This is a genomic window from Amycolatopsis orientalis DSM 40040 = KCTC 9412, from assembly GCF_000478275.1.
Lineage (GTDB): Bacteria > Actinomycetota > Actinomycetes > Mycobacteriales > Pseudonocardiaceae > Amycolatopsis > Amycolatopsis orientalis.
This window is the reverse complement of record NZ_ASJB01000093.1, coordinates 32,218-45,019: the sequence shown is the minus strand read 5'-3', so window position 1 is coordinate 45,019 and position 12,802 is coordinate 32,218. Positions and strand designations below refer to the sequence as shown.

The 12,802-nt window shown below is 69.4% G+C and carries 10 protein-coding genes and 1 tRNA gene; 6 read left to right on the top strand and 5 right to left on the bottom strand.

Features of this window, described 5'->3' with window-relative positions; all coding sequences use genetic code 11:
* Positions 1-11: 11 nt before the first annotated feature.
* From L324_RS37710 to L324_RS37695, 4 genes are all read right to left on the bottom strand, one after another.
* Complete coding sequence (locus tag L324_RS37710) at positions 12-257, bottom strand: hypothetical protein (protein WP_037320343.1); 246 nt, start codon at positions 255-257, stop codon at positions 12-14.
* A 2-nt stretch (positions 258-259) separates the two neighbouring features.
* Positions 260-520: a hypothetical protein gene (locus L324_RS37705; protein ID WP_037320341.1), complete on the bottom strand. Its 261-nt coding sequence runs from the start codon at positions 518-520 to the stop codon at positions 260-262.
* A gap of 140 nt (positions 521-660) precedes the next feature.
* Positions 661-745 (bottom strand) — tRNA-Ser (locus L324_RS37700).
* A gap of 72 nt (positions 746-817) precedes the next feature.
* A complete protein-coding gene (locus tag L324_RS37695) occupies positions 818-1,564 on the bottom strand; it encodes a PP2C family protein-serine/threonine phosphatase (RefSeq protein WP_081736598.1) in 747 nt (248 codons plus the stop codon).
* Positions 1,565-1,641: 77 nt separating this feature from the next.
* Here L324_RS37695 and L324_RS37690 point away from each other — a divergent pair, with 77 nt between their 5' ends.
* The 5 genes from L324_RS37690 to L324_RS37670 all read left to right on the top strand — a co-directional run bounded on the left by L324_RS37690 (position 1,642) and on the right by L324_RS37670 (position 10,797).
* Entirely contained in the window at positions 1,642-3,306 is a 1,665-nt protein-coding gene (locus L324_RS37690) for an N-6 DNA methylase (protein WP_037320338.1), read from the top strand.
* Position 3,307: 1 nt separating this feature from the next.
* A complete protein-coding gene (locus tag L324_RS37685; RefSeq protein WP_037320336.1) occupies positions 3,308-4,192 on the top strand; it encodes a serine/threonine-protein kinase in 885 nt (294 codons plus the stop codon).
* A 126-nt stretch (positions 4,193-4,318) separates the two neighbouring features.
* Complete coding sequence (locus L324_RS37680; protein WP_037320334.1) at positions 4,319-4,960, top strand: L,D-transpeptidase; 642 nt, start codon at positions 4,319-4,321, stop codon at positions 4,958-4,960.
* 103 nt (positions 4,961-5,063) lie between these two features.
* Entirely contained in the window at positions 5,064-7,886 is a 2,823-nt protein-coding gene (locus L324_RS37675; RefSeq protein ID WP_173426444.1) for a PQQ-dependent sugar dehydrogenase, read from the top strand.
* Positions 7,887-7,974: 88 nt separating this feature from the next.
* Positions 7,975-10,797: a PQQ-dependent sugar dehydrogenase gene (locus tag L324_RS37670; protein WP_037320330.1), complete on the top strand. Its 2,823-nt coding sequence runs from the start codon at positions 7,975-7,977 to the stop codon at positions 10,795-10,797.
* Positions 10,798-10,894: 97 nt separating this feature from the next.
* On the opposite strand, the gene L324_RS37665 is transcribed toward L324_RS37670, so the two are convergent.
* Positions 10,895-12,415, bottom strand: coding sequence for a 3-hydroxyacyl-CoA dehydrogenase (locus L324_RS37665; protein WP_037320328.1), 1,521 nt, complete (start codon positions 12,413-12,415; stop codon positions 10,895-10,897).
* 170 nt (positions 12,416-12,585) lie between these two features.
* Here L324_RS37665 and L324_RS37660 point away from each other — a divergent pair, with 170 nt between their 5' ends.
* Positions 12,586-12,780: a hypothetical protein gene (locus tag L324_RS37660; RefSeq protein ID WP_037320326.1), complete on the top strand. Its 195-nt coding sequence runs from the start codon at positions 12,586-12,588 to the stop codon at positions 12,778-12,780.
* The last annotated feature ends 22 nt before the right edge of the window (positions 12,781-12,802 follow it).

The following is a 12,802-nucleotide window of genomic DNA, read 5'->3' as shown; positions in this document are numbered from 1 at the left end:
GCTCGCCGATCTCAGAGGCGTGATTGGTAACCGCTGACCAGGTCGTCAGCGGCGGAAAGGCGCGTCAGGAGGTTTTCTATTCCCTCGTCGGCCTGCGCCAGCTGCGACGGCACCCATGGCACGGCCTGGGCCTGTGGATCCACGATGGCGCGGCGGGCCTCTTCGAGCAGGCTTCTGGCCCGCTCGGCATGAGTGCGCCCGTCGGCGAGGCCGGTTTGGACGGCCGTCAGCAGCTGGTGCAGTTCTTCGAGGTACATGCTCAGAGGCGGGTGGAGTACGACTCGGCGGACGAGATGCCCGCCTGGATGGTGCTCTGCATACCGGTGATGCCCTGCAGGGCTTCGGCGAGAAGCCCGTGAGCCTGGCTCACCTCGTGCTGGGTGCTGCCCTGCGTGGCCTGGGACAGCGAAAGCTGGGCTTCTTCAAGAGATTGCGCTGCCTGCTGAAGTGCGGCGATACCCGCGGATGCTTTTTCGTTCGCGAGCGCGATACCAGCGCGGATCTCTTCGACTCCGGCCATTTTGGCGGACTCCTTGGGACGTCGGGGGCTGGAACGACCACCATTAAACTTAGCGTGATCAACTGACTCTGTTAAGTGAAGGTCCTGCTAAGTAATCAACAAGGCCCCGGACGTCGGGACGTCCGGGGCCTTGCTGACGGCGGAGGATACAGGATTCGAACCTGCGAGGGCGTGAACCCAACACGCTTTCCAAGCGTGCGCCTTAGGCCGCTCGGCCAATCCTCCGTGGGGAACTTTACCGGATGCCTTCTTGCCCCTTCGAAGGCGGGTCTGACCTGCGTTTCCGGCTTGAGCGTCTCAAGCCCGCGATGGCGCGAGGACGTCGGCGACGACGCAGGTGATGTTGTCCGGTCCGCCGCCCTCGTTGGCCAGGTGGATCAGTCTCGGCACGGTCTCGGCGGGATCTTGGAAGGCGCCCAGGACGTCCTTGATAACGGTTTCGACAACCGTTGCCGTTAACCCGTCCGAGCACAGCAGGAGACGGTCTCCGGGGGCCGCGTCGAAGGTCCAGATGTCCGCTTCGCCGCTGCCGGTGCTCAGGAGGGCCTTCATGAGCAGAGAGCCGCGAGGGTGCCCTTCGGCCTCCGAGGCGTCGATGCGCCCGTCGTCCACGAGCGCCTGGACGAGGGTGTGGTCTCGGGTGATCTTGTGCAGCGTCCCGTCGCGCAGGAGGTAGCCCCGGGAGTCGCCGATATGCGCGGCCGCGAACTGCGCGCCGTCGAACAGCAGGGCGGTCAGGGTGGTGCCCATGCCGTGCGTCTCCGGTTCGCGTTCGGCCGTCGCGACCAGCCGGTCGCCGATCGCGCGGACGCCACCGGACAGGACCTCGATCAGGTCGACCTCCGCGAGGTCGAACGAGCGGAGGTCCGCGTCGAGCCGGGACAGGACGCCGACCGCTTCGGCGCTCGCCACTTCGCCGTGCGGCTGGCCGCCGATGCCGTCGGCGACCGCGAGCAGCCTGGGGCTGGCGTAGACCGAGTCCTGGTTGACCTGACGGCGCTGCCCGACGTCCGAGCCGGCCGCGTACCGAAGGGTGTACGTCATGGTACCCAGTAAAGCATCTGTGTACTGAGTTCACAAACACGAGGCTGGAATGCTCAGCTTTCGGTTACGATGCGCCGATGGAGGAGCAAGCCACCGTCAGCGCGGCGGACATCGCCCGCGTCGCCGGCGTCGGCCGCGCCGCGGTGAGCAACTGGCGTCGACGGTACGGCGATTTTCCGCCGCCCGTCGGCGGGACCGCGTCGAGCCCCCTCTTCGCGTTGTCCGACGTCGAAAACTGGCTGCGTGAGCGCGGGAAGCCGTTCGAGGTCCCGCTCGGTGAGCGCGTCTGGCAGCGGCTGCGGAACCTCGGTGACGACCTGTCGCTGAGCCTGCGGGTCGGCAGGATGGGCTCGTTCCTGTCCCGGCGGGGCTCCGAGGAGTGGGAACTCTCGCCGCGCTACGACGATCCGGAGCTGTTCGAACTGCTGGACCGCTTCGCCGAGGAGCAGGGGGCGCGGGAGGCCTTCGAGTTCCTGTGCGCACGCTACGTCGAGGCGCACTCCCGTCAGCTGTCCGTGACCGCGGAACCGGTGGTCGCGCTGATGTCCCGGCTCATCGGCCCCCGTCCCGGCGTCGTACTCGACCCCGCGTGCGGGCTGGGGACGCTCCTGCTCGCCTCCGGCGGCGCCCGGCTGCTCGGCCAGGTCGACGATCCGTCCATCTCGTGCATCGCCGCGCACCGGCTGCTGCTCGCGGGCGCGGAGATGGAGATGTACGGCGCGCACGCGCTGACGATGGACTCCTACGAGGGACTTCTCGCGGACGCCGTCGTCTGCGATCCGCCGTTCAACGAACGGGAATGGGGTTACGACGAACTCGTCGGCGACCCGCGCTGGGAGTACGGCCAGCCGCCGCGCGGCGAACCGGAACTGGCGTGGGTGCAGCATTGTCTCGCGCATGTGAAACCCGGCGGACTGGTCGCGATCCGCATGCCACTGGCCGCCGCCGGCCGCCGGACCGGCCGCCGCATCCGCGGGAACCTGTTGCGCGCCGGGGCTTTGCGGGCGGTGGTGACGGTCGCCAGCGCGGATCTCTGGCTGCTGAGGCGGCCGGAGCCCGGCGAGCGCCCGCCGTCCAGGCTGCTCCTGCTCGCCGAACCCGATCCGTCCACTGTGGATGGACTGTGGCGCGAGCATCTGCGCGGGACGGAGGTGCCGGGCGCGATCCGGATCATCGACCTGCTCGACGAGGAGATCGACCTTTCCCCGGCCAGGCATCAGGCGCGCGACGAACACGCGGGCGAGGCATTCCTCGAAGTGCGACGGCATTTCGAGGCGATCCGGCCGGAACCGCCGTCGCTGGCGGTCTCCGACGAGAAGCCCGCGTTCACCACGATCGGCGAGCTGATGAAGGCCGGTGTGCTCAGTGTGCCGGACTCGGTGGAGGCGGGAGACGTCATCGCGTCGCCCGCCGTGCCCGCCTATGTCCACAGTGGACCTTCGGTCACCGTCGATCCGTCGATGTCCAGGTATCGCACCGACCCCGAACGGCTGGACGCGGCGTTCCTGGCGGGCTGCCTGCGCGCGGCCGGGCAGATCGCGCCGACCTCGTCGACCAGGATCGACCTCAAACGCACCCGCGTCCCCCGTCTCCCGATCGAGACGCAGCGTGCCCACGGGGAGGCGTTCACCCGGCTCGCGGCCTTCGAGGACGCCTTGCGAGAGGCGGCGGAATCGGGCCTGGAGCTGGTGAGGCTAGGCTTGACCGGACTGACGGAAGGTCAACTGAGGCCAGGGAATTAGGTTGCTGATCGCGGACCGCTACGAACTCGACGAGCTGCCGCTCGGCCGGGGTGGGATGGGCGCGGTCTACGCGGGCCACGACCGGCATCTCGGCCGCCGCGTGGCGGTGAAGTTCCTCGGGCTCCCCGGCGGTCCGGACGCCGAACTCGAACAGCGGTTCATCCGGGAAGCGCGGATCCTCGCCACGCTGGAACACATGGGTGCGCCGACGTTGTACGACTTCGGGACCTATGACGAACGGTTGTACCAGGTCATGCAGTTCATCGAGGGTGTGACCGTGGCCGATCTGGCCGCCGAGCACGGGCCGCTGCCGGTGCCGTGGGCGGCCGCGATCGCCGCGCAGGCGTGCGCCGTCCTCTCCGCCGCGCACGCGCTTTCGATCTGCCATCGCGATCTCAAGCCCACCAACCTGATGCTGTGTCCGGACGGCAGTGTGAAGGTCCTCGACTTCGGGCTCGCGATGCTGCGCGAGACCGACGTCGCCCAGTTCACCCGCGCCGGGCAGATCCTGGGCACGCCCGCGTACATGGCGCCGGAGCAGATCCAGCGCGGGGTCGCGGGGCCGCGCAGCGATCTGTACGCGCTGGGCTGTGTGCTGCACGAGATGCTGACCGGCAGGCAGTTGTTCACCGGGCCGACGGCGTACGCGGTGTTCGAGAAGCAGGTCAAGGAGAGCCCGGCCGAAGTGGACGGTGTCCCGGGTGGACTGAACGTCCTGCTCGCGGATCTGCTGGAGAAGGATCCGGAACGGCGGCCCGCGGACGCGAACGAACTGTTCGGGCGGCTGGACGCGTTCGCGCGGGAACTGCCGCCCCTGCCCGGCTATCTGGACGAAAGCGCCAATCCGGGCCGGATGTACGCGCGAGTCGTCGGCCGCGTTCACTGATTTTCGGTGTCTCCGCAGGTCAGCGGCCTTGAGACGGGATCGTGACCTGACGATCAACAACCCCCGGCGGGTGAGCTCCGTCTTTACCCATGTCAGACGGACTACGGACAAACGGGGGTAAAGGTCGTGAAGAGGTTCCTGGTGGGGGTGACCGCACTGGCCACGGCGCTGGTGCTGACCGCGTGTTCCGGCAACGCCGGTGGTGGCGCACCCGGTGGCGGCGCCGTCGCGCAGGGCGACCCGGCGGCCGGCACCACGGCGCCGACGACATCCTTGTCACCCAGCTCGTCATCCCCGACGCCGACGTCGAGCAGCAGTCCCACGCCGACGCCGACGTCGTCGAAGCCCAAGCCGACGCCCAAACCCACGCCGAAACCGGCGGCCAAGCCCGTCGCGAACCCGGCCGACGTTCCGTGCAAGGCCGCGCTGGCCTCGCCCGGAGTGAGCGCCTGTGTGGACCTCTCCGCGCTGAAGACGTGGCTGCTGCAGGACGGCAAGGTCATCTACGGCCCGGTCAAGCAGCTGCCCGGCAAGAAGGGGCACGCGACGCCGACCGGTGTCTTCCACGTTTCGGCCAAGGTCAAGAACTACCACTCGAAGGCCTTCGACGCGCCGATGCCGAACTCGGTGTTCTTCCTGCCCGGTATCGCGTTCCACACCGGCAGCCTCTCGGTGTACTCGCACGGCTGCATCCACCTGTCCGCCGCGGCTTCGCAGAGGTACTTCACGACTCTGCAGAGTGGCGACGTGGTGCAGGTCGTGGCCTGATGGTTGCGGTTCGGTTGCTTTGGGATAAATGAAAGCTCCTGGCGGCAATAACCGGCCCCGCCCCGGCGACGTGCCATGACACGCCGGAAATGGGGAAGTGCCGATGTTCAGGAGCCGGGTACTCACTCGCGCGTTCGTCGCGCTGTCGGTTTCAATCCTGCTTCTCCCGGGATGGGTGGGCGCTCCGGAAGCGACCGGAGCGCCCACTCTGCCGTCAGGATTCGTTCTCCGTGATCAGCCGAGCGGCCAGGCCGCGTTCGATCTGACCGATTTCGCTTATCTGCCGGACGGTTCCGTGCTCAGCACCGGCAAGAGCGGCAAGGTCGCGTGGGTGCCCCCGACCGGTCCGTCACGGACGATCGCGGCGCTTCCCGTGCACGACAACGGCGACCTCGGCCTCGTCGGCCTCGCCGTCGCCCCGGATTTCGAGACGTCGCGCCAGATCTACCTCGCACGGTCGTTCAACACCGGCGTCGGCGCGTTCACCATGCGCGTCGCGCGCTGGACGGTGACCGGAACGGACACCCCCACCGGCCTCACGAACGAACGGGTGCTCGTCGACCTTCCCGGTTTCTACGACGTCCACGGCATCACGGGGCTCATCGCGGCCGGCGACGGGACCTTGTGGATCTCCATCGGCGACGCCGCCGACTTCACCAGGATGGATCCGGGCGCGCTGCGCTCCCTCGATCTCGATCAGCTCTACGGCAAGATCCTGCACGTCACGGCGGACGGCGCCGGCGTCCCCGGCAATCCGTACTACTCCGCGGCGGCCCCGAACGCCAACCGCTCCAAGGTCTTCTCCAGCGGATACCGCAGTCCGTTCCGGTTCTCCCTCGACCCGCGGCTCGGCCTGCCCGTCGTCGGCGACGTCGGCTGGAACACCTGGGAAGAGGTGGATGTCGTCCAGCCGGGCGCCAACCACGGCTGGCCGTGCTGGGAGGCGAACGCCCCGACACCCGGGTACTCCGGTCTGGCGGGCTGCGCCGGGGTGGTCAACACCCCGCCGATCACCGCGTACCACCACGGTTCCGGGACCGACGAAGGCAACAGCGTCACCGCGGGGATCGTCTACAGTGGATCGTCCTATCCGGACGAATACCGGGGCGCGTTCTTCTTCGGCGACTATGTCACGCAGAAGATCTGGACGATGACGTACGACAGCCAGGGCAGGCTGGTGCAGGCGCCGCAACGGCCGCCGAAGTTCACCGGCGTCGGCGGCCCGGTCAAGTTCGCGGCCGCGGCCAACGGCGACATCGTGTACGCCGACATCTACACCGGTCTGCTGCGGCGGCTCAGCTATCCGGGGACGAACGCCGAACCGGTCGCGGTGGCGACGTCGAGCACCGAGCCGTCGACGAGGACGGTGACCTTCGACGGCGCCGGTTCCTACGACTTCGACGGCGATCCGCTCACCTACCACTGGGATTTCGGGGACGGCACGAGCCAGACCGGCGTCCGGGTGAGCCACGCCTACGCGGCGGGGGTGGGAACGGTGACCGCGCGGCTGACCGTCACCGACCGCCTCGGCGCCACGGGCGGCACGGACGTCGTCGTGGTGCCGTCGAATCACTCACCGAGTCTGGGCATGACGGATCCCGGCGCGGCCACCTTCGCGGTCGGGGAACCGGTCGTCGTCGGCGCGACGGCCACCGACGCCGAGGACGGCGCCCTGCCGGTCACCTGGACCACGCTGATCCGGCACTGCCCGGAGGAGGCGACCTGCCACGCGCATCCCGGCACATCCGGCACCGGTCCGTCGTTCTCGCTGCCCTTCACCGACCACCAGGATTCCCGGGTCGAGATCACCGCGACGGTGACCGACAGTGCCGGGGTGCGGGCGAGCAGGACCTACGTGGCGAGGCCGCGCGAACATCTGCTGACGCTGACCAGCAACGTCCCCGCGGCCCTGGGCATCCCGGCCGAGGGCGGGGTCGGCACCGCGATGGTCACCGAGGGCGCGACGTTCGAGGTCGACGCGGCGGCGGTCGCCGCGGACGGTGTCTCGACGTTCGCCAACTGGTCCGACGGCAGGACCTCGCGCACGGTCACCATCACCGTTCCGGCACACGACGTCACGCTGACCGCGACCTACCTGACCCCGATCGACAAGCGTTATCAGGCGGAACCGGCGCTGCGGCAACGGCTCGGCGCGCCGACCGGGCCCGAGGTCGTCGACGGGACCGTGCGCTACCGGACGTACACGGGCGGCAGGCTCTACTGGAGCGCCGAGACCGGCGTGAAGCAGATCGAGGGCCAGATCCTGGCGAAGTACCTCGCGCTGGGCGGGCACCGGAAGTTCGGGCCGCCCGCGACCGACGAGACGGCCACCCCGGACGGCGTCGGCCGGTTCAACCACTTCCCGAACTGGCCGGGCACGATGCAGTCGTCGATCTACTGGACCATGTCGACCGGCGCGCATCCGGTGTACGGGCGGATCCGGGTGAAGTGGGTGGCGCTGGGCGCGGAGGCCGGGCCGCTGGGGTACCCGGTGACGGACGAACTCGGCACCCCCGACGGGATCGGCCGGTTCAACCACTTCAGCAAGAACGCGTCGATCTACTACACGGTGCAGACCGACGCGCGCGCGATCTGGGGCCGGATCCGCGTCCGGTGGGAGGCGCTCGGCTGGGAGACGGGGCCGCTCGGGTACCCGTCGACCGACGAGTCGGCGACGCCCGACGGCGTCGGCCGGTACAACCACTTCACGAAGGCGGGCTCCGTCTACTGGACGATGGCCACCGACGCGCACGCCGTCTACGGCGCGATCCGGCAGCGCTGGGCCGCGCTCGGCTGGGAGCGCTCGTACCTGCGGTATCCGACGACGGACGAGTTCACCATCCAGATCGGACGGCAGAGCAGCTTCCAGAGCGGCTACATCACCTGGAACCGGACCACGGGGCAGGTGATCGACCGGCGCTGGTGATCACAGTTCCATAAAGGCACTCGAAAGTGTGAAATGCCCACGTAGACCCCGTCGATGAGACGTTCGACTGGGGAAAGGGGCCCTCTGCATGCCTTCGAGAATCCGTGCGCTCTGTCACGCCCTCGTGACGTTGCTGATAGTGACCTTGCTGGTGCCGTTGACGTCCACATCGGCGTCCGCGGCACCCGTGCTGCCGCCCGGCTTCGTCCTTCGTGACCAGCCGAGCGGCCAGGCCGTTCTGGATCTGACCGACTTCGCCTACCTGCCGGACGGCTCGATCCTGACCGCCGGCAAGAAGGGCAAGGTCGCCTGGGTGTCCACCACCGGCGAGGTCCAGACCATCGCCAACCTGCCCGTCCGCAGCAGCGGCGACCTCGGCCTGGTCGGGATCGCCATCGCGCCCGACTTCGCGACCTCCCGCACGATCTACACCGCCCGCGCGGTCGACATCGCGGGCGGCGGGTTCGTCATGCGCGCCTCACGCTGGACGGTGTCCGGCACCGGGCAGCCGACCGGCCTGACCGCGGAGAAGGTGCTCGTCGAGGGGGTCGGCAGAACCGACATCCACGGTATGACCGGTATCGTCGCCGCCCCCGACGGCACGGTGTGGGTCTCGACCGGCGACAGCTCCGAGTTCCAGGGGCAGGCCGACCCGTTCGCGCTCAACGTGCGCGACCTCGACAAGATCTTCGGCAAGATCTTCCACGTGACCGCGGACGGCGCCGGCGTGCCGGACAACCCCTACTACACCGCCGCGAACCCGAACTCCCTGCGCTCGAAGGTCTTCGCGAGCGGCTTCCGCAGCCCGTTCCGGTTCACCCTCGACGCGGCCACCGGCCTCCCGGTGGTCGGCGACGTCGGCTGGGGCACCTGGGAAGAGCTCAACTTCGTCCAGAAGGGCGCGGACCACGGCTGGCCCTGTTTCGAGGGCAACCAGCCCGCCGACGGTTTCTCCACGATGGCGCCGTGCGCTTCGGCGGTGAACACGCCGCCGATGCTGGCGGTCCGCCACGGCACGGGCATCGACAACGGCAACAGCATCACCGCCGGCATTGTCTACAATGGAGAGTCCTACCCGGAGGAGTACCGGGGCGCCTACTTCTTCGGCGACTACGCCACGGAGAAGCTGTGGACCGTCAAGTACGACACCCAGGGCCGGATCGTCCGCCCGCAGGAGACGCCGCCGAAGTTCACCGGCATCGGCGGTCCGGTCAAGTTCGCGGCCGCGGCCAACGGTGACATCGTCTTCGCCGACCTCAACAGCGGTCTGCTGCGACGGCTCAGCTACACCACCGGGAACAAGGAGCCGGTCGCGGTGGCCACCTCGGAGACGAACGCCGAGACCCGCACGGTTTCGTTCGACGGCACCGCTTCGTACGACTTCGACAACGACCCGCTGACCTACGAGTGGGACTTCGGTGACGGCAAGACCGGCACCGGGGCGAAGGTCAGCCACACCTACCCGGAGGGCGTCGAGAAGTTCACCGCCAAACTGACGGTGAAGGACGGCCTGCAGGCGTCCGGGAGCACGCAGATCGCCGTGGCTCCAGGGAACCACTCGCCGAAGCTGACCATGACCGATCCCGCTGACCGGCTGTTCGCGGTCGGCGAGGAGGTCAAGGTCGGCGCGACGGTCACCGACGCCGAGGACGGCGCCCTGCCGGTCACCTGGACCACGTTGATCCGGCACTGCCCGGAGAACGCGGTCTGCCACGCGCATCCGGACCACGGCGCCACCGGCCCCGAGTTCACCATGCCGTTCACCGACCACACGGACTCCACCCTGGAGTTCACCGCGTCGGCGACCGACAGCGCCGGTGTCACGGTCTCGAAGACCTACATCGCGAAGCCGCGCGAGCACCGGCTCACGCTGACCAGCAACGTCGCCGCGGCGCTCGGCATCACGCCGGAAGGCGGCGCCGCCTCGGCGATGGTGGTCGAGGGTGCGGTCATCGAGATCCAGGCGGCGGAGGTCGCTTCGGACGGTTCGTCGACCTTCACCGGCTGGTCCAACGGGGCCACCGACCGGCTGACCAAGATCACCGTGGGCACCACCGACCAGACGATCACGGCGAACTACATCACCCCGATCGACAAGCGCTACCGCGACGAACCCGCGCTGGCGCAACGACTCGGCGCGCCGACCGCGCCCGAGGCTGTCGACGGCACGGTCCGCTTCCGTACTTACGAACGCGGGCGGCTGTACTGGTCGAAGGAAACGGGCGTCAAGCAGATCGAGGGCGAGATCCTCAAGAAGTACCTCGCCCTCGGCGGCCACAGGGAGTTCGGCCCGCCCGCGACCGACGAGATGACCACACCGGACACCACGGGGCGCTACAACGACTTCCCGCTGTGGCCCGGCAAGATGCAGTCGTCGATCTACTACACGGTGAACACGGGTGCGCATCCGGTGTTCGGCCGGATCCGGGTGAAGTGGAAGGCGCTGGGCGCGGAGGCCGGTGAGCTCGGCTACCCGACCACGGACGAGCACGTCACCCCCGACGGCATCGGCCGGTACAACCACTTCAGCAAGAACGCGTCGATCTACTACACGGTGCAGACCGACGCGCGCGCGATCTGGGGACGGATCCGCGTCCGGTGGGAAGCGCTCGGCTGGGAAGCCGGGCCCATGGGGTACCCGACCATGGAGGAGGCGACGACGCCGGACGGCATCGGCCGGTACGTCCACTTCACGAAGGCCGGCTCGATCTACTGGACGATGCAGACCGACGCGCACGGGGTCTGGGGTGCCATCCGGCAGCGCTGGGAGGCGCTCAAGTGGGAGGCCGGGTACCTGCGATATCCGACGACCGACGAGTTCGCGGTCACCGGTGGACGGCAGAACAACTTCCAGGGCGGTTACGTCTTCTGGAACGCGTCCAACGGTGCGGTGACCGACCGCCGCTGGTAACCGGGCACCTACCCGAAGGCCCTCTTCCCCCGGCTCAGCCCGGGGAAGGGGGCCTTCGCCCTTATTACGAAACGCGGGCGGGCCGGAGGGCGAGGGGTCAGAGCAGGTCGGCCGGGGAGGTGCCCGCCGAGGTGAGCGGAAGGCCGAGCGCGACGCGTTCGGTGAGCCAGCCGCTCGGCCGGTAGCGCTGGTCGCCGGTGCTCGCGACGAGTCCGCGCAGGACCCGCAGGATGAGTTCCGCGCCCGCCTCCTGGCCCCAGGCCAGCGGCCCGCGCGGGTAGCCGAGGCCGAGCCGGACGGCGGTGTCGATGTCCTCCGGCGTCGCGAGCCGTTGTCCGGCGATGAAGCAGGCGGTGTTGACGATCGACGCCAGCAGCCGCTGCGCGATCGGCGCGGGGCCGTCACGGACGACGGTCACCGGCAGCCCGGTCGCGGCGAGCGCGCCCCAGGCGGTGCGGCCGGCGGCCGGGTCGAGGGCGGGGTGGACGGACAGTGTCAGCCGTTTCCCGTAACCGCCCAAAGGATCGACCCCGACGACCCGCTCCGCCGGAAGACCCGCGGCCAACGCGGCGTCCACAGTGGACGAACCGATCGGGCTGACGATCAGGACGGTGTCCGGGTAGGCCGTGTGCACGACCTGGATCCCCGCCGACGACAGGAGCGTGCCGAGGCGTTCGTCCTCGACCCACACCGGCGTCGTGGGCGCTTCCGGCGCCACCGGCTCCGGCTCGGTCTCCTGCGCGCCGTCGACGTAGCGGTAGAAGCCCTCGCCGTTCTTGCGCCCGAACAGCCCGGCGGCGACGCGGGGGCGCGTCAGCCACGACGGCCGCAGCCTCGGCTCGCCGTGGAAGCCGCTCCAGATGCTTTCCAGCACCGCGTGCGAGACGTCGAGGCCGGTGAGGTCGAGCAGTTCGAACGGGCCGAGTTTCAGGCCGAGCACGTCCCGCGCGACGCGGTCGACTTCGGCCGGGCTCGCGATTCCTTCGGCGAGGATCTGCAGCGCCTCGGTGCCCAGTCCGCGGCCGGCGTGGTTGACGAGGAAACCGGGGGCGTCGCGGGCGAGGACGGGTTCGTGCCCCCAGCCGCGGACGAGTTCGGTCATCGCGGGCGGCAGCCACGCGGCGGTCCGGGCGCCGGGCACGATCTCGACCAGCCGCATCAGCGGGACCGGGTTGAAGAAGTGGAGCCCGAGCAGCCTGCCGGGATCGGTCAGCGCGGCGGCGATCTCGGTGACCGAAAGCGAACTGGTGTTGGTGGCGAACACGGTGCCCGGGCCGCAGACGCGTTCCAGCCCGGCGAACAGCGCGCGTTTGATCTCCAGATCCTCGCGGACCGCTTCGACGACGAGGTCGACGCCGTCGGCGGGGGCCAGCGGATCGGCGACCGCGATCAGCCGCTCCTTCGCGGACGCGGCGGCGTCCTCGGTGATCTTGCCCTTCGAGGCGAGTTTGCCGAGCATCGCGCCGACGTGGTCGATGGCCTTTTCGACGGCTTCGGGCTGGGCGTCGGCGAGCTCGACTTCTAGCCCTGCCGTCACGGCGAGCTGGACGATGCCGCGGCCCATCACCCCGGTTCCGATGACCCGGATCCTGCCGACCTGCTCCGCCCACTTCTCCACCGCGAGCCGCCTTTCCCTCGATGTCGTCCCCGGCGTGACGTTAGCCGCCACGTGGGTATCTCGCCCGGAAGGGTGATCCGTGCCCCACTCGGCGTAAGGCCACCGAGCCGGCGCGGTCTCCTCCGCGAAAACCGAGTGTTCCGCGCACCACGCCCGAAGGGAAACCTCCCATGACCACCGTCCCCGCCGCCGCGACCGTCCGGACCACCCCGTTGCTTCTCGTCGCCGTGCTCTTCGGCGCCGTCGCCGCCTTCTTCGCGAGCCAGGCGCTGTGGCCGCTCGCCGTCTTGGCCGTCGTGGTCGCCTCCGCCGTCCTCGCGGGCGGGGTGTGGCTGACCGGCCGGAAGACCAGCCGCAACCTCTGAGGACGTTTTCCCGCCCGGTTCT